The 17,162-nt window shown below is 63.6% G+C and carries 15 protein-coding genes; 10 read left to right on the top strand and 5 right to left on the bottom strand.

The features are described 5' to 3' along the window. Nucleotides 1-62 precede the first annotated feature (62 nt). Entirely contained in the window at nucleotides 63-935 is an 873-nt protein-coding gene (locus tag ACL0K2_RS16640) for a DMT family transporter (protein ID WP_045163792.1), read from the bottom strand. Nucleotides 936-1,271: 336 nt separating this feature from the next. Here ACL0K2_RS16640 and ACL0K2_RS16635 point away from each other — a divergent pair, with 336 nt between their 5' ends. From ACL0K2_RS16635 to ACL0K2_RS16615, 5 genes are all read left to right on the top strand, one after another. Beyond that, entirely contained in the window at nucleotides 1,272-1,754 is a 483-nt protein-coding gene (locus ACL0K2_RS16635) for a GNAT family N-acetyltransferase (protein ID WP_239611586.1), read from the top strand. Nucleotides 1,755-1,923: 169 nt separating this feature from the next. Further along, entirely contained in the window at nucleotides 1,924-2,424 is a 501-nt protein-coding gene (ureE, locus tag ACL0K2_RS16630; protein WP_239611118.1) for an urease accessory protein UreE, read from the top strand. Further along, nucleotides 2,421-3,098, top strand: a complete 678-nt coding sequence (locus ACL0K2_RS16625) for an urease accessory protein UreF (RefSeq protein WP_239611119.1) — start codon at nucleotides 2,421-2,423, stop codon at nucleotides 3,096-3,098. The genes ureE and ACL0K2_RS16625 overlap by 4 nt, the downstream gene beginning before the upstream one ends. Nucleotides 3,099-4,261: 1,163 nt before the next feature. Beyond that, nucleotides 4,262-4,876 carry an urease accessory protein UreG gene (ureG, locus tag ACL0K2_RS16620; protein ID WP_413043064.1) on the top strand — a complete coding sequence of 205 codons (615 nt, stop codon included), beginning with the start codon at nucleotides 4,262-4,264 and terminating at the stop codon, nucleotides 4,874-4,876. A 30-nt stretch (nucleotides 4,877-4,906) separates the two neighbouring features. Continuing rightward, the gene (locus tag ACL0K2_RS16615) at nucleotides 4,907-5,479 is read left to right on the top strand and encodes a HupE/UreJ family protein (RefSeq protein ID WP_413043063.1); all 573 of its coding nucleotides are present in this window, start codon (nucleotides 4,907-4,909) and stop codon (nucleotides 5,477-5,479) included. An 83-nt stretch (nucleotides 5,480-5,562) separates the two neighbouring features. On the opposite strand, the gene amn is transcribed toward ACL0K2_RS16615, so the two are convergent. Continuing rightward, complete coding sequence (gene amn, locus ACL0K2_RS16610; protein ID WP_045163797.1) at nucleotides 5,563-7,035, bottom strand: AMP nucleosidase; 1,473 nt, start codon at nucleotides 7,033-7,035, stop codon at nucleotides 5,563-5,565. 76 nt (nucleotides 7,036-7,111) lie between these two features. Beyond that, the gene (locus ACL0K2_RS16605) at nucleotides 7,112-8,440 is read right to left on the bottom strand and encodes a PLP-dependent aminotransferase family protein (protein ID WP_239611122.1); all 1,329 of its coding nucleotides are present in this window, start codon (nucleotides 8,438-8,440) and stop codon (nucleotides 7,112-7,114) included. A gap of 80 nt (nucleotides 8,441-8,520) precedes the next feature. Between ACL0K2_RS16605 and ACL0K2_RS16600 the strand changes: the two genes are divergently transcribed. Beyond that, nucleotides 8,521-9,492 carry a threonine dehydratase gene (locus tag ACL0K2_RS16600; RefSeq protein ID WP_413043062.1) on the top strand — a complete coding sequence of 324 codons (972 nt, stop codon included), beginning with the start codon at nucleotides 8,521-8,523 and terminating at the stop codon, nucleotides 9,490-9,492. Between the two features lie 17 nt (nucleotides 9,493-9,509). On the opposite strand, the gene ACL0K2_RS16595 is transcribed toward ACL0K2_RS16600, so the two are convergent. Both ACL0K2_RS16595 and ACL0K2_RS16590 read right to left on the bottom strand, forming a co-directional pair. Next, the gene (locus ACL0K2_RS16595) at nucleotides 9,510-11,159 is read right to left on the bottom strand and encodes an acyl-CoA dehydrogenase family protein (protein ID WP_413043061.1); all 1,650 of its coding nucleotides are present in this window, start codon (nucleotides 11,157-11,159) and stop codon (nucleotides 9,510-9,512) included. A gap of 260 nt (nucleotides 11,160-11,419) precedes the next feature. After that, a complete protein-coding gene (locus tag ACL0K2_RS16590; RefSeq protein WP_413043060.1) occupies nucleotides 11,420-13,363 on the bottom strand; it encodes a sensor histidine kinase in 1,944 nt (647 codons plus the stop codon). A 250-nt stretch (nucleotides 13,364-13,613) separates the two neighbouring features. Here ACL0K2_RS16590 and ACL0K2_RS16585 point away from each other — a divergent pair, with 250 nt between their 5' ends. The 4 genes from ACL0K2_RS16585 to ACL0K2_RS16570 all read left to right on the top strand — a co-directional run bounded on the left by ACL0K2_RS16585 (nucleotide 13,614) and on the right by ACL0K2_RS16570 (nucleotide 17,047). After that, complete coding sequence (locus ACL0K2_RS16585) at nucleotides 13,614-14,408, top strand: hydroxymethylpyrimidine/phosphomethylpyrimidine kinase (protein ID WP_413043059.1); 795 nt, start codon at nucleotides 13,614-13,616, stop codon at nucleotides 14,406-14,408. A 14-nt stretch (nucleotides 14,409-14,422) separates the two neighbouring features. Then, nucleotides 14,423-15,061, top strand: a complete 639-nt coding sequence (gene thiE, locus ACL0K2_RS16580; RefSeq protein ID WP_413043058.1) for a thiamine phosphate synthase — start codon at nucleotides 14,423-14,425, stop codon at nucleotides 15,059-15,061. 67 nt (nucleotides 15,062-15,128) lie between these two features. Next, nucleotides 15,129-16,412, top strand: coding sequence for a glutamate-1-semialdehyde 2,1-aminomutase (gene hemL, locus ACL0K2_RS16575; RefSeq protein WP_045163804.1), 1,284 nt, complete (start codon nucleotides 15,129-15,131; stop codon nucleotides 16,410-16,412). Between the two features lie 5 nt (nucleotides 16,413-16,417). Beyond that, nucleotides 16,418-17,047: a hypothetical protein gene (locus ACL0K2_RS16570; protein WP_413043057.1), complete on the top strand. Its 630-nt coding sequence runs from the start codon at nucleotides 16,418-16,420 to the stop codon at nucleotides 17,045-17,047. Nucleotides 17,048-17,162 lie beyond the last annotated feature (115 nt).

The following is a 17,162-nucleotide window of genomic DNA, read 5'->3' as shown; positions in this document are numbered from 1 at the left end:
CGCCCCTGTTGGGTCAAGTGTTGGAAGCTGAGCGGATGGCCCGACGGCACGCCCGCGATATTTCAAAGCCGGGGACGCGGTTGGCGTCCCTGTACGTAGACCATGCACAGGCCGCTGGCAATGATGATCGCCATGCCCACAATTGCGCCGACGTCGGGCACATGCCCGAAGGCGAAAAAGCCAACCATCCCGGCAAAGATGATCTGTGCATAGGTGAACGGTGCCAGAGTGGCGGCACTGGCAAAGCGGAACGCGTTGGTCAACAGTAGGTGACCGCTCATCGCCATCGCGCCGAGCGCGGCCATCATCAGCGCATCATGCAAGGTCGGTGTCTGCCAGTTGAAGATCACCAGCACACTCATCACCAGACTGCCAACCAGGCTGGTGAGAAAATTGCTGGTCACCGGGTGGTCGGTAGTACTGAGGCGACGGGTAATCAGCTGATAGACCGTGAAACTGATCGCCGCGCCGAAGGGCAGCAGAATCGCTGGGGTGAACAGCGCACCGCCCGGACGCACGATGATCAGCACGCCAAGCAGACCGCAGCCCACCGCCATCCACTGGCTATGGCTGACCCGCTCGCCCAGTAGCGCCGATGCGATGGTCACCAGCAGCGGTGTCAGAAAGATCACTGCCGTGGCCTCGGCCAGCGGGATATAACCCAGGCCACTGATGAACAGCATGCTCACGCAGACCAGGCTCGCGCCACGGCACAGTTGCAGCCAGGGTCGCAACGTATGGAACACGCGCCGCCCCATGCGTGGCGTGAACAGCGTGAACATCAACACCGTCTGCGCCAGATACCGTGCCCAGATCACTAGAAAGACCGGATAAAGCTGCGTCAGGTGTTTGGAAAGCCCATCGTGCGAAGCCAGGATCAGGCACGAAAAAAGGATGAGCAGAACACCAAGTAATGGGTGATGTGAATTGTTCAAGGAGGTCAACCGCGACGATAGGTAGCTAACTAAGAATTATGCCCGCAAAAATCGCCGCCGTCAGTCGTCATATATCCTTCGCCGACCAATCGTACGGGGAGCAAGCGCGCCCGGGTCAAGCCAGTTGTCCGTAAGAGCGCGACCCGCTCCGTCAGCAGGCCCTCTCATCCGCATCGTTGCCGCTCCATTCGAGCGAGGACGTACCGCGAGGGCATTGCAGACCCTCCGTCGGCGCGCTCACGCTTGTTCCGCCGATCGCGTATGATCGCCGGCCCGTTGCGGGCCGCCAGCCGGCCCGAGCCCGTCCGAGTAGTTCAGATGTTCAAGTTGAGAGCGATGCAGGAGCGCGATATTCCTGCCGTGATGTCGATTCAGCAAGAGTCCTATGCCGCCGAAGTCTTGGAAGACGAAGCGGTGATCCGCGCCCGCCTCGCCGCCTGTCCTCAGTTGGCCTGGGTTGCCGAAGATGTCCTCGGCGTCTGCGCCTACCTTTTCGCCTACCATTCGCGTGTCGGCACGGTGACCCCGCTGGACGGCGAGTTCCAGCCTCACGCTGAAGCCGACTGCCTGTACCTTCATGATCTCGCCGTATCCGCTCGCGCCGGCGGCCGCGGTATCGGCCCGGCACTGGTGCGTAAGAATCTGGAGCAGGCCCGTACCCATAAACTGCGCTACTCCGCGCTGGTTTCGGTACAGAAATCCGAGAACTTCTGGTCGCGCCTGGGCTATACCGCGCACTCCGAGCTGGAGCCGCCGCAGGTCGACAATCTGGCCAGCTATCAAATCCCAGCCGTCTACATGGTTCGAGCACTGCACTGATCTGCACACCCATGGTGCCTGGCGGAACGCGGCGCACCATAACGGATCACCCTGACGCGCCATTTTCTGGCACGCCGCGCTCGCAGCCGGCGCGTCATGCCAGCTGCGCAGGGTTGGCAAGCGGCTTGCTCTGTTTGTGCCTATCGCACGAACCGGAACCGCCCTGCCCATGTTGGTCATTCATCAACGCTCCCCTGCGCAGCCACAGGCCGATGCCGAGCTGGCGCTGACCTACGAGGCCCGCAGCAAATCGCGGCTGCGCTGCTTCACCACCCAGGGCGAGGAAGTCGGCCTGTTTCTCGAACGCGGCCAGCCGCCGCTGCACGACGGTGAGTGCCTGCGCGCCAACGACGGCCGCATCGTCATCGTCCGCGCCCGTGCCGAACAGCTGCTCCACGTGACTTGCTCCAGCGCCTTCGAGCTGACGCGCGCCGCCTATCACTTGGGCAATCGCCACGTCGCGCTGCAGATCGGCGATGGCTGGCTGCGTCTACTCGACGACTATGTGCTCAAGGACATGCTGCTGCAGCTCGGCGCCCGCGTCGAAGCCATTGAGGCGCCCTTCCAGCCGGAGCACGGCGCCTACGGTGGCGGCCATCATCACTCCCACGCGGGCGAGGCCGAGTTCAGCTACGCACCACGTCTGCACCAGTTCGGCGTGCGCACGTGAATCCGGCCGCCTTTGCCTTGTTGCGGCTGGCCAGCCCCCAACTGCCGATTGGCGGCTACAGCTACTCGCAGGGTCTGGAAATGGCCGTCGAACGTGAGCAGGTGCACGACGAAAACAGCGCGCGGCGTTGGCTGAGCGATCAGCTGTTGCTCAACCTGGCACGCTTCGAAGCCCCACTGCTTCTGTCGCACTGCGAGGCCGCAGCCGCCGAAGACTGGACGAAACTCGAGCGACTCGCCGACCGCCATCGCGCTAGCCGCGAGACCCGCGAGCTGCGACTGGAAAGCCGGCAGATGGGCTATTCGTTGAAGCAGCTGCTGGACAATCTACCGGAGCTCGACGCTCCGGCCCGCGCCCTGTTCCAACGCATTGACGAACCCGGACTCGCCCTTGGCTGGGCGTTGGCGGCTCGCGCCTGGCAGATCTCGCCCGGAGATGCGCTGACCGCATGGCTGTGGGGCTGGCTGGAGAACCAGCTGGCGGTCTTGATGAAGACTCTGCCGCTGGGGCAGCAGGCGGCGCAGCGGTTGACCTCGCAGCTGCTCCCTAGCCTGCAGCAGGCCCAGTACGACGCAACGGTTATCGAGCCGGAGCGCTGGGGCAGCGCCGCCTTTGGGCTGGCGCTGATGAGCATGGGGCATGAGCGGCAGTACAGTCGGTTGTTTAGGTCATGAGCAGGGCGAGTTTCGCTTTGTCGTGCGAGTCTGTAGGAGCGAGCTTGCTCGCGAATGGATCGCACGCACGTGATGCATGTGATGATGGGTTCGGTTGGTCCCAGACCGCCGCATCCTCGTTCGCCCTTGATATGGGTCGCCCCTCTGACAACGCTTTGTTGGCTTTGGGTTGGGAATCTCGGGTGGGTAAGCGAGTTGGCCGATGCATTGGTTTCGCCCTGCTGGGCGAGTCACTTTTTCCAAACGCCGAAAAAGTAACCAAAAACGCTTGCCCCTGCATCCGGGTCTCGCTTCGCTCGACTTCCCTCATTCCATCCACGCTCCGGGGGCCGGCGTACAAGGGCCATCCATGGCCCTTTATCGCGGGGACGCCCAGTCCTCTCGCAGCATCCATGCCGCTCGCTCCCCTCCGCGCGGATTCCATTCGGCCTTCTGAAAGGGGCGCTCGGCGTCGCCTGATAGTTTGTACGTCAGTAAACAAGCAAAGCGCTTTTGTTTCGCTATTCGCGAACATTCGTAAAATTCGGACTCGATCCCTCTTCCGCAATGTAGGGTGGAAAACTGCGCAGCATTTTCCGCCACTGGCTACAGCAGAGCTCTTGCCGAACCACGCGGATCCCATTCGGCCTGCTAACTTCATTCGGCCTACTAAAAGGGACGTTTCGCGTTTCCTGTTGGTCCGCTCGCACAGAAACAAGCAAAGCGCTTTGCGCCCGCCCCTTCAGAACTTCCAAACGATTCGGTCCCAAATCCCCGTCAGGAGGCCGAGCGTAATCGCCGTGGACGGGGTTGAGCGGCATGGATGCCGCGAGAGCTGCGATGGGCCAGGGATGGCCCTTCGCAGCGTGCCCCTGGAATGGCGATGGAGCGAGGGGACCCTTCGCGTAGCGAAGGGCCGGATGCCGGGGTGGCCTTCTTTTTGGTTACTTTTTCTTGGCCACACAAGAAAAAGTGACGCGCCGTGCAAGGCGCAACCTGTGGTTCCAGCCGAGGAAAGCGCGGCGTCCTACAAAGCTACATATGCCAGCGCCGGTACCCCAGAACTTCTGCGCACGAGCAAACAAGCCCAACCCCAAGAATCTCATCAGCACTGCCCAACGGCAGAGACGCCCCCTTTCGCATCAACCCCGAGGCAGCACGCTGCCTTTTAGAGGAAAAAACCCATGAATACCCAACCCCTTCGCATCGGCATCGGCGGGCCGGTCGGTTCCGGCAAGACGGCCCTGACCTTAGCGCTCTGCCTGGCCCTGCGTGAGCGTTACAACCTGGCGGTGGTGACCAACGATATCTACACCCAGGAAGACGCACAGTTTCTGGTGCGTAACGAAGCCTTGGCGCCTGAGCGCATCATTGGCGTCGAAACCGGCGGCTGCCCGCACACAGCGATCCGCGAGGATGCCTCGATCAACCTCGAGGCAGTGGAGCAGCTCAACCGCCGCTTTCCAAGGCTCGACCTGATCATCGTCGAATCCGGCGGTGACAACCTCTCGGCGACCTTCAGCCCGGAACTGTCCGACCTGACCATCTATGTGATCGACGTATCGGCCGGCGACAAGCTGCCGCGCAAGGGCGGGCCGGGCATCTGCAAGTCCGACCTACTGGTGATCAACAAGATAGATCTGGCGCCGATGGTCGGCGCCTCGCTCGAAGTCATGGACCGCGACACCCGCAAGATGCGCGGCGACAAGCCATTCGTCTTCAGCAACCAGAAGGTGGGCCAGGGTCTCGACGAGATCATCGCCTTTATCGAGAAACAGGGAATGCTCAGCGCGGCCTGAACCCACCGAACCCCAGAAAGGAGCCATCACATGGATCTGCATAAATCGTTGCTTGCCGCCGCCCTGCTGCTCAGCCCGGCGCTGGCCTTCGCTCACCCCGGACACGATCACTCAGGCCTGCTGTCCGGCTTCGCCCATCCGCTGTTCGGGCTCGACCACCTGCTGGCGATGCTCGCAGTTGGGCTCTGGGCCGCCCAGCAGCAGGGCGAGGCCCGCTGGGTGCTGCCGCTGACCTTCGTCATCACGATGCTCTTCGGTGGCCTGTTCGGCTTTACCGGCATTGATCTGCCGTTGATGGAGACCAGCATCGCCGGCTCGGTACTGGCGCTTGGACTGCTGGTTGCCCTGGCGGTGCGCCCGGCACTGCCGGTAGCCATGGGGCTGACCGCGCTATTTGCCCTCAGCCACGGCGTCGCCCATGGTCTGGAGTTGCCCGAGTTAACCAGCCCCTGGAGCTACGCCGCAGGTTTCGTCGCCACCACCGCAGCGCTGCATGGCACCGGTTACGCCGTGGCGCGCAACCTGCCCCGAGCCGCCGCGCCATTGGTCCGCCTCGCCGGCCTCGCCTCGGCACTGAGCGGAGCCTGGCTTTTGGCGGCGTGAGTAGTCGACAAGAGCACTAGCAGGTAAAAACGCAAAAGCCCGAGTCAGCTCGGGCTTGGCTGAACCTGCTAGCTTGCCGCGTGCTAGCGGAACGGTGGCTCGTCGAAACTGCGCAACTTGCGCGAATGCAGCGAGTTGAGCTGGCTGCGCAGCAGGTCGAGCGCCGCAATACCGATTTTCAGATGTTGTGTGACGGCCCGTTCGTAGAACGCATTGGCTGAGCCCGGCAGCTTGATCTCGCTGTGCAGCGGCTTGTCCGAGACGCATAGCAGCGTCCCGTAAGGCACACGTAGACGATAGCCCTGGGCGGCGATCGTGCCGCTCTCCATGTCCACGGCCACGGCCCGCGACAGGTTGATCAACGGCCGTTCCTGCGCCCAGCGCAATTCCCAGTTGCGGTCGTCGTAGGTCAGCACGGTGCCGGTGCGCAGCCGCTTCTTCAGCGCTTCGCCCTTGTCGCCCGTGACCTGCGCCGCGGCTTCTTGCAGTGCCTGCTGGACCTCGGCCAGCGCTGGCAGCGGAATATGCGGTGGCAGCACCCGATCGAGAATCCCATCGCGACGCATATAGGCGTGGGCCAGCACGTAGTCACCGATCGACTGCGACTGCCGCAAGCCGCCGCAGTGGCCGATCATCAGCCAGCAATGCGGGCGCAGCACGGCCAGGTGATCGGTGATGTTCTTGGCGTTCGACGGCCCGACGCCGATGTTCACCAAGGTGACGCCGTCGCCATCCTTGGCCTGCAGGTGATAGGCCGGCATCTGGTAGCGGTGCCAGAGCACGCCGCCGATGATCGCCTGCGCCTCGCCCTCGTCCATGCCGCGCTCGATGATGATGTTGCCAGGCAGCACCATGCGCACGAAGCGGGTGTCGTCGCGCAGCATGTCGAGACCATGGCGGATGAACTGGTCGACGTAGCGGTGATAGTTGGTCAGCAGGATCCAGGGTTGCACATGCCGCCAATCGCTACCGGTGTAATGCACCAGCCGGCGCAGGGAGAAATCCACCCGCGCGCCGTCGAAGAGCGCCAGCGGATAGGGGTCAGCATGCTCCCAGTCGTAGAGGCCATCGGCGATGTCGTCAGTGGCCGCGGAAAGGTCGGTGCTGGGGAACACGCGCGCCAGCTCGGCAGCGGTCACGCCGGTGCCCGCCAGCTCGTCGCCCTGTTCGATCACATAGGGGTAAGGGATGTTGCGTTCGCTGATACCGACTTCGACCTTGACGCCGAAATCCAGCATCAGCGGTCGCAACTGGTCGAGCAGATAGCTGCGGAACGCCGCCGGATGGGTCACGGTAACGCTGTACACGCCCGGCGCCTGCACCTTGGCATAGGCGCGGGTGGACGCCGGCACCTCGCCGTGGCATTCGTACGTCAGGCGCAGTTGCGGATAGCGGAACAGGCTGCGCTCCTCGGCACCCGGCTCGGTGCGGCTTGAAACGTAGCGTTTGAGGGCTTGATTGAGCGCCACGGTGGCGCGTTGGTGGAGTTCAGCAAGGTAGTCCACGGCAGCTTCGGCGCTGGTGGCAATGCGAAAGGTCTCGCCTGCTTCATTCATGCTGGATTTCCTTGTTCAGTCGTTGGAAACATCTTGCCTGCTGATCGATGACAGCGGTAGCACCAGGTGGCCACGATCAGCCAACAGCCAGCGCCAGTGCTTCCAGCCTTGCCTTCAGCACCGCCAGGCTGGGGGCGGCGGTCAGACTCAGGCGCAGCGCATTGGGCGCGCCATGGCCGACCGCGAAGATTTCCGCCGCGGCCGCTTCGATACCCGCCACGCGACACAACGCGGGCAGATCCATGTCCCTGGGAAACTCGAGCCACAGGTGCGGCGACGGCGTGCGGCGTGTCGGGCCAAGCAGTTTCTGCGCCAGCCGCCAGCGCAGCGTCATCTGTTCGCGCTGCCAGGCCAGTCGACGCGCCGCGGTCCCGTCTTCAAGCCACTCGCAGCCGATTCGCAGACACAGCGTCGACAAGGCCCAGCTAGTCGCCTGCCGTTCCGGGTCGATACGCGACAGCCAAGCGTCCGGCCCGACGACGAAGCCCAGGCGCAACCCAGGCGCGACCGTCTTCGACAGGCTGCTGATCAGCAACGTCCGCTCAGGCAATACCGCCGCCAGCGGCGGCTCGTCGCCCAGCGCGCCGTAGATGTCGTCTTCGATGACCAGCAAGCCACGCCGTCGCGCCACGGCGGCGATGGCCTCGCGCCGCTGTGCATTCATGCTGACGGCGGTCGGGTTCTGTATGCAGGGCGTCAATACGACCACACGCGCCGAGGTGGCACGAGCCAGGCGGTCGAGATCGTCCGGCAGGATGCCGCAATCGTCCATCGCAACTCCGTGCAACGGCAGGCGCAATTGGCGCCCGGCGGCCTTGATGCCTGGCGAGGTCAGCGCCTCGACCAGCACCGGCTCGCCGGGCTCGCAGAGTCCGATCAGCGCGGCGAACACGCCCTGCTGCGCCCCGGCACAAAGCAGCACCTGCCTCGGCGGAATTTCAAGCGCCCGACCGCGCAACCAGCTACTCACCGCGAGCTGGGCGCGCTGGAGGCTGCGCGCCGAGGGGTAGCCTTGCAGGCTCGCCAACTCCCCCGTCGCGCACAGTGCGGCCACGCTGCGCTGCATGTCGTCATCGTCGGGGGCGAGCGCCGGCAGGTTGGTCGAAAGGTCGACAAGTTCCGGGTGCGCCTCCGGCATTTTCAGGCGGAACAGGCTGGCTTCGCGGCTGCTGGCCAGCACATAGGTGCCGCGCCCTACCTCGCCACCCACCAGATGGCGCCGCGCCGCTTCACGATAAGCCTGCATCGCAGTACTCGGGTTGAGTCCGAGCGCCCAGGCCAGCCGCCGCTGTGGCGGCAATCGATCGCCAGGCTTCAGTTCGCCCCGTGCGATGGCCGACGCAATGGCATCGACCAGCGCCAGATAACGCGGTTGATCACTGGTTTCGAGCTTGGGTAACCACATTGTTTGCCATGCAATATAAATATTTACCCATACAATGCCCGCCACCTAGGATCGACGTCAAACCCGCCGAGGAGCTTTCGATGTTCGATTTAAACGCACTGCGTCAGGCAGCCCAGCTGATACACCAGAGCGTGCCGCCGACGCCGCAATACGCATGGCCACTACTCGTCGAGCGGCTTGGCTGCGAGATATGGGTCAAACATGAAAATCACACCCCTGCCGGCGCCTTCAAAGTTCGTGGCGGCGTACTCTACGTGCACGAGCTGCTCAAGCGTGAACCGCGTATGCCGGGCCTCATCACCGCGACCCGCGGTAACCACGGAATCAGCCTGGCGATGGCTGCACACAAGGCGGGCCTGCGCCTGCAGATCCTAGTGCCCGAGGGCAACTCCACGGAGAAGAATGCCGCCATGCACGCATGCGGCGCTGAGGTCATCGCGTACGGTCGCGACTTCGATACCGCCCGCCAGCGCGCCGCGGAACTGGCCGAGGTGAACGGCTGGCACTTCGTCCCGTCGCTGCATCCGGACCTGATCCGCGGCGTCGCCACCTACGCCCTGGAGTTGCTCGAGGCGGTGCTCGATCTGCGCCGCGTGTATGTTCCCATCGGGCTCGGCTCGGGTATCTGCGGCATGATCCGCACCCGCGACTTGCTGGGGCTGGATACGGAAATCATCGGCGTGGTCTCCAGCGCTGCCGATGCCTACGCCCAGAGTTTCGAGCAGGGTCGCATCGTTTGTACCGAAACGGCCAATACCTTCGCGGACGGCATGGCCTGCCGAATGCCGGCACCCGAAGCACTGGAGATCATCCGGCGAGGAGCGACGCGAATCGTGCGCGTGGACGACCGCGAGATCCACCAGGCCATCGTCGCCTTCCACGAAGACACCCACAACCTCGCAGAAGGCGCCGGCGCCGCCGCCCTGGCTGCCGCCATGCAGGAACGCGAGCACAACCGTGAAGAGCGCATCGCAGTGGTGCTCAGCGGCGGCAATATCGATCGGCAGGTCCTGGCTGGCATCCTGGCCGAGCAAGCCGACGCTGCCGCCTGAGCGGCGCGACGCCCCGGCTACTCGATGAAGGGTGCGCTGCGGGCCAGCAGGGCGCTGATATCGAGCCCGCGCGGCAGGGTACCGAAGACCCGTCCGTGCCCGTCCAGACGGCTGGCAATGAAGGCATCCGACACGGCGCTATTGCCCGCCTCGAGCAGCAGTTTGGCCTGCAACGCGACGGCCACATCCTCGGTGAGTTGACGGGCGCGGTATTGGATATCGTCCGTATCGGTGAAGGCGGTCTGCAACCGACCGATATGTGCCTGCAGACGGGCGTCGCCGTGGCCATCGCCGAGCTCGGCGAACAGTACATCGATCACGCCGGGCTCTTTCGACAAAGCGCGCAGCACGTCGAGGCACTGCACGTTGCCCGAGCCCTCCCAGATCGAGTTGACCGGCGCCTCGCGGTACAGCCGAGGCATGATGGTTTCCTCGACATAGCCGGCGCCGCCCAGGCATTCGCTGGCCTCGGCTACCGTCGCGGGCGCGCGCTTGCAGATCCAGTATTTGCCGACGGCGGTGACCAGCCGGGCGAATTTTTCTTCCCGCTCGTCGAAGGGACGATCGAGCGCGCGCCCCATGCGCAGAGTCAACGCCAGCGCGGCCTCGCTTTCCAGCGCCAGATCGGCCAGCACGTTCTGCATCAGCGGCTGCTCGGCCAGGACGCGGCCGCCGACCTGTCGATGCGTGCAGTGGTGCATGGCCTGGGTCAGCGCCTGACGCATCAGCGAACTGGAGCCGATCATGCAGTCGAAGCGGGTCGAGGAGACCATTTCGATAATGGTTGGTACACCACGCCCTTCTTCGCCGATCATCCAGGCCAGGGCCCCGCGGTACTCGACTTCGCTGGAGGCATTCGACCAGTTGCCCAGCTTGTTCTTCAGCCGCTGGATGTAGAACTGGTTGCGACTGCCATCCGGCCGATGCCGTGGTAGCAGGAAGCAGGACAGGCCCTTGTCGGTCTGTGCCAAGGTCAGGAAGGCGTCGCACATGGGGGCCGAACAAAACCACTTGTGCCCCACCAGCTCGTACAGCTGGCCCGGACCGCTCGCGCCGACGGCAAAGGCGCGGGTGGTGTTGGCACGCACATCGGTGCCGCCCTGCTTCTCGGTCATCGCCATGCCGATGGTGACGCCGTTCTTCTGCTCCATGGGCAGGTTACGTGGATCGTATTCGAGGCTGAGGATCTTCGGCAGCCAGATATCGCTGACGCCCGGCTGCAAGCGCAAGGCGGGAACGCTGGCGTAGGTCATGGTCAGCGGGCAACTGGTGCCGGACTCGGCCTGGTTGTGTAGGTACATCAACGCCGCCCGGGCGACCTGGGCGCCGGGCTGCGGGTCGGTCCAGGGCAGCGACGGTATGCCATGGGCGATCGCGGTGCGCATCAACTCGTGATAGGCCGGGTGGAAATCCACCAGATCGATGCGATGCCCGTAGCGGTCGTGGCTTTTGAACACCGGCTTGTTTTCATTGGCGAGAAAGCCCGCCGCCATCAACGGACCGCCCGCCAAGGCACCGTATTCATCCAGCCGAGGGTCGGCCCAGCCGCCTTTGTAACGCCGCACCCAGTCCTGCAGCGGCAGGTCGAGGCGATACAGGTTCGCACCGTCCAGCGGCGGGACCTGGTTCAACACCTCATGGGTTTCGGCGTATTGATGCAAGCTCATGGCGGTCTCCTCGGCAGGCGAAAGCGATATTCGACCCGGCTGAAGACGCGCTGCGGTGCTTCCAGGATTGCTCCCCTCGCCGTCTGAACTTCGCCGGGGCGACGCGGACCGCCTCTCGCGACGAACCGCGAGAGAAAGTGAAGCACGCATGAATGCGTTGAAAAAGTGGGGTTTCGGCCAAAACCTGCGCGTCCCGCTTGCCACTGAGGCAGGACGGGACGCCCCAACCGGCGCTGCCTAGCGCAGAGCCGAACGGGAGCTCAGGGGAGACGGAACGGCAAGCGCACGGAGAAGCGACTACCGCGACCAGGGTCGGAGTGGTGCGAGATATCCCCGCCTTGCAGCTTGATCAGCTGGCGACACAGCGAGAGGCCGATACCCAGACCGCCGTGCTGCCGGGTCATGCTGCCGTCCAACTGGCGAAAATGTTGGTACAGCGAATCATCGACAGGCGCCTCGAAGCCGGAACCGGTATCGATCACGTCCGCCTCCAGGACGAAGCCGGACTGAGCCTCCTCATGACCGCTCAGCGCTAGAACCACCCGCCCCTGCACGGTGAATTTGATGGCGTTGTCGAGCAGATAACCGAGACTCTGTGAGAGCTTGTCGGCATCGCCCTCCAGCATCTCAGGTAGATGACTGGCGACTTCGAGCTCGAAGCTCAACCCACGCACCGCAGCCCGGGCGCCATAGATTACGTATAGCTCGTCGATGATTGTCCGCAGCCTGAACGGCTTGCTGCGCACCTGAAGCTTACCCGCCTGCAGTTCAGTCAGCGCGAGAATGTCGTTGACCAGGCGCATCATCTCGCGCGCCGAGCCGGTCGCGATGCGCTGGTACTGCTCCAGCTCACCGCTCAGCTCCAAAGTCTGCATGAGCTCGAGACTGCCCAACACGCCATGCATCGGTGTGCGCAATTCGTGGGTTACGTTGGCCAGGAACTGGTCCTTCAGACGGTTGCTCTCGGCCAGCTCGCGGTTCAGCTTTTCCAATTTGCGGCCGGTTTCCTGCAGCATCATGGCCCGCTCTTCCCGCATTGCGTTGATGCGATCGGCCAGCGCCAGCGACAACAGGGCCACCTCGACGGCAGACCCGATCTGCCCGGCGTACATGGTGAAGAAGTTATGCGGCAGGTAGCCGAGAACCATCAGCGTGTTGATCTGCGCACCGATCAAAAAGGTCGTCCAGGCGATCATGAAATAACGCGCCACACGCATCCCGCGGTACCAGGCGATGCTGCCGGCCATGAAAACCACCAGGATGAACCAGAGCGCCAGGAACGTGGCCAGACGCAGCGCCAAGGCGTAGCTGGAGGTGAACGCCAGCACCATGGTGACCACCCCGAGCGCCATCAAGGCCAGCAAGGTTCGGTCGATCCAGGGACTGTGCTCGCGGGTATGCAGGAAGCTGCGGGCGAACTGACAACCAAAAAGACCCGCCGCGCCGATCAGCAGCGGCGTTGAGGCATTGGCCCACCACGGTGACTCGGGCCAGAGATATTGCACCCCCAGACCATTGACCGAGACCTGATAAAGACCGAACGAGCCGATATAGAGGATGTAGTAGAGGTAGCTGCGATCACGCACGCTGAGGTAGATGAACAGGTTGTAAATCAGCATCACCAACAGCACGCCGTAGATGATCGCCAGTACGTAGATATGGGCCGACTGCTCCTCCAGATAGGCCACCGGCTCCCATAACGTCAGCGGCACCTGGATAGACCCCTGGCTTTCCAGCCTCAGATAGATGCGCTTGGGCTGGTTCGGTGCCAGTTGCAGTTCGAACAGATGATTGCGCTGCTTGATTTGCCGCTGACTGAACGGCAGCGCGTCGCCGCTCCGCTGGGCCAAATGGTAACCACCCTGCGCATCCGGCAGGTACAGCTCCAGCAGATCTAGAGGTGGATACGCCAGTTCGAGCCACCAACGGCTGTGCTCGTCGGAGTGGTTGGCGCGGTACAGCAGGTCGACGCGTAACCAGAAGGCCGAGCGCGAATAGCCGGCGTTGAGTACGTCATCTTGATGATCGACGAAGCGCCCGGCCGCATCGAGCGCGATGACCTCCTCGATGGTGACGTCCCGATCGGGGTCGTCCAGCACCGCCATGGCATGCCCAAGCGGTAGCCGTCGGGTGTTCTGGTCGAATTCTATGGCGCTGGCCAACGATGGCAGCAGACCGAGCATGACGATGAAAAAATAGCGCATGGCGAAGTAAGACCTGCCGGGTCGCGTCAGAGAATTCGGAACCCTGAAGATTCGCGACCCACAAATTGATGGCACTTTAGCATGCTCCGGCCAACCCAAACGGCAGCTTCTGTCCGATATCCCGACCAATGCGCTCAACCGTCCTCTGCGCAAGCCGCTCGGGGCGATTGATGGTAAGCTCGCACGCCTTTAAATCGGGCTGTACTAGCCCCGGCCACTCCATTCAGCCACGCATTCGGGGAACTCATCGATGACCGGCCCTTGCTCTCGCCCTGTCGTTCTATGCCTTTCCGGCCACGACCCGAGTGGCGGCGCCGGGCTGCAAGCCGACATAGAGGCGCTGGTCGCTCAGGGCTGCCACGCCGCCCCGACCGTCACTGCGCTGACCGTGCAGGATACCGTCGACGTTAGCGATTTCCGTGTGCTCGATCGCGATTGGGTACTGGCCCAGGCCCATGCCGTCATCGCCGACATGCCGATTGCCGCGGTTAAGCTGGGCATGCTCGGTTCGGTAGAAATGGTCGAGACCGTACTGGAAATCATGCAGAAACTGCCCGGCGTGCCGCTGGTTTGCGATCCGGTGCTGCGCGCCGGGGGTGGTGGCGCATTGGGCAAGGACGAAGTCGGCTACGCCATGCGCGAGCGCCTGTTTCCGGTAGCGACCCTCGCCACGCCGAACCTGCCCGAAGCGCGGATACTTGCCGAGCTGCCGGAGGGCAGCGCCGACCAGTGCGCCGAAAGGCTGTTGCCCTACATTCGTCACCTGTTGATCACCGGCGGGCATGGCGACGAAACCGAGGTGCACAACCGTCTCTATTCGCGCGACGGTGGTCGGCACGATTTCAGCTGCCAGCGTCTGCCCGGCAGCTACCATGGCTCAGGCTGCACCCTGGCCAGCGCCCTGGCCGGTCGCCTGGCGCTCGGCGAAGGGCTCGCCAGTGCCGTGAAGTCCGCTCTCGATTACACCTGGCGCACGCTGCGAGATGCCGAAGCGCCGGGCCGCGGACAATACATCCCCCGTCGCCTGCCGCTCGATCTGGCCTGACAGGAGCGCTGCACATGAAAGACAATCATCTGCGCGGCCTCTACGCCATTACTGACAGCAAGTTGCTGGCCGACGGGCGCCTGCTGCCCTACGCCGAAGCGGCGCTGAGGGGCGGGGCAAGGCTGCTGCAATACCGCGATAAATCCGACGATGACCGGCGCCGCTTGCGCGAAGCCGAGGCTCTGCGCGAACTCTGCGAGCGTCATGCAGCACGATTGATCATCAATGACGACGCGGAACTGGCGGCGCGCCTCGGCGTCGGGCTGCACTTGGGCCAGCAAGACGGCTCGCTCTCGGTGGCGCGTGCCCTTCTGGGCCGTAAGGCCATCATCGGTGCGACCTGCCATGCACGCCTGGATCTGGCTGAACAGGCCATTGCCGAAGGAGCCAGCTATGTCGCCTTCGGCCGATTCTTCGATTCCAACACCAAACCCGGCGCTCCTGCCGCCACCCTGGAGATGCTCGAGCTGGCACGTCAGCGTTTCACCCTGCCGATCACCGTGATAGGCGGCGTGACGCTGGACAATGCTCCAGACCTGATCGCCCGTGGCGCCAGCCTGGTCGCCGTGGTGCATGCGCTGTTCGCGGCCGAGTCAGCTAGCGAAGTCGAGCGTCGCGCACATGCGTTCAGCGAGTTGTTCGCCGCCGACTGACCAGTGTCATGGCAGGAGGTGTCGCTCCTGTCCAAGCTGTATTTTTGTTTCCCTGGAGAGGCCCAGCATGTCCCGTTCCGAAACCCTTTTTGCCAGCGCCCAGAATCACATTCCGGGTGGCGTCAACTCCCCCGTGCGCGCGTTCCGGAGCGTTGGCGGCACGCCGATATTCCTCAAGCACGCCGAAGGCGCCTACGTGACGGACGAGGATGACAAGCGCTATGTGGATTATGTCGGCTCTTGGGGACCGATGATTCTCGGCCATAGCCATCCCGAGGTGCTCGACGCGGTACGCCGTCAACTGGAGCATGGGTTGTCATACGGCGCGCCGACCGCGATGGAAACCGAAATGGCCGAACGGGTCTGCAGCCTGGTCCCGTCGATGGAAATGATGCGCATGGTCAGCTCGGGGACGGAGGCGACCATGAGTGCCATTCGCCTGGCCCGTGGTTATACCGGCCGCGACAGCATCATCAAGTTCGAGGGCTGCTACCACGGCCATTCCGACAGCCTGCTGGTCAAAGCTGGCTCTGGCGCATTGACTCAGGGTGTGCCCAGCTCCGCAGGCGTGCCGGCGGCGTTCGCCAAGCACACGCTGACCCTGCCGTTCAACGATCTGGCCGCAGTCGAGCAGATGCTCGCAGAGGTTGGCAAAGAAGTCGCGTGCATCATCGTCGAACCGGTCGCCGGCAACATGAACTGCGTCCCGCCAGCACCTGGTTATCTGCAGGGGCTGCGCGAGCAGTGCGACAAGCACGGCGTGGTGTTGATTTTCGATGAAGTGATGACCGGCTTCCGCGTCGCGCTCGGCGGCGCCCAGTCCCACTATGGCGTCACCCCGGACCTCACCACTTTCGGCAAGATCATCGGTGGCGGCATGCCGGTTGGCTGCTTCGGCGGCAAGCGCGAAATCATGGAGCGTATCGCCCCGCTGGGCCCGGTCTACCAAGCTGGTACCCTGTCCGGCAACCCATTGGCGATGGCTGCCGGCCTGACCACGCTGCAGCTGATCAGCCGTCCCGGTTTCCATGCGGAACTCACCTACTACACCACCTCCATGCTGCAGGGCTTGAAAGAGCGCGCGGCGGCAGCCGGTATTCCTTTCGTCACCACGCAGGTCGGCGGCATGTTTGGCCTGTATTTCAGCGACGCGGAAAACATCGTCACCTTCGAAGACGTGATGGCCAGCGATGCCGAGCGCTTCAAGCGATTCTTCCATCTGATGCTCGAAGGTGGCGTGTATCTCGCACCTAGCGCGTACGAAGCCGGCTTTACCTCCATTGCCCACGGCGACAAGGAGCTTCAGCTGACGCTCGATGCCGCCGAGCGCGCCTTCGCCCGACTGAAGTGAGCCCGATGCCCGAACTGTTGCAAGCCACGTTGCTGACGTTGTCTGGGCTTTCCAGCGCGATCTGGATCGGTACGGCCCGCCGCGGTTATGGCGAGCCGGACCAGCCCGCACTATTTTGCGCGCTGCTCGCCTTTAGCCTGGCGGCCGGAACCGGAGCCTGCGCTGCGGCAAGACTGGCGATTGGCCTCGATACGCTGGAGGCCGAACGCTGGCTGATGCAGGCAACCCTGCTGCTCGGACTACCGTTGGTCGGCGTGGTGGCGCTGACGTTGGGTCGCAAATGGACCTGGAGCCGGCCGACCTGGGGTCGAATTGTGATAGGCCTGTGCGCCTTCTTCGAACTCGCCCGGCAGCTTGGCTGGAGCGCACCTTACGCGCTCACACTGGGCCTGCTCAGCGCGTTGCTGGTGCTTTATGCGGGCCTGCTGCAATTGCCGGCGCGCCTGCAGGCCAGTGCTGGCGTAGCCGGTAGCGCTCTGATGCTGGCATTGCTGCCCTGGACCGGCCTGTCGATCGGCCCCAATCCGCTCGGCGCTTATCAGCAGTTCTGGCTCGCATTGGCCTGTCCGATCATTGCCTGGATGCTGCTTAATCTGCCGGGTAACTTGCGCGAGGAGCACAGCGCACCTGCATAAAAGCCGAACACGCGTCATCAAAGCCTTTGTAAGCAGGCAACGGCTTATCCATAATGTGAACGTCGGCTCGTTTTCGCCGGCCTTCAATCACCGCCCTGCTCTTCGAGGCGCTTTG

It is taken from the genome of Pseudomonas sp. YJ42 (genome assembly GCF_047225135.1).
Lineage (GTDB): Bacteria > Pseudomonadota > Gammaproteobacteria > Pseudomonadales > Pseudomonadaceae > Stutzerimonas > Stutzerimonas stutzeri_E.
The sequence above is the reverse complement of the archived record's forward strand: the minus strand, read 5'-3'. Positions and strand labels throughout refer to the sequence as shown.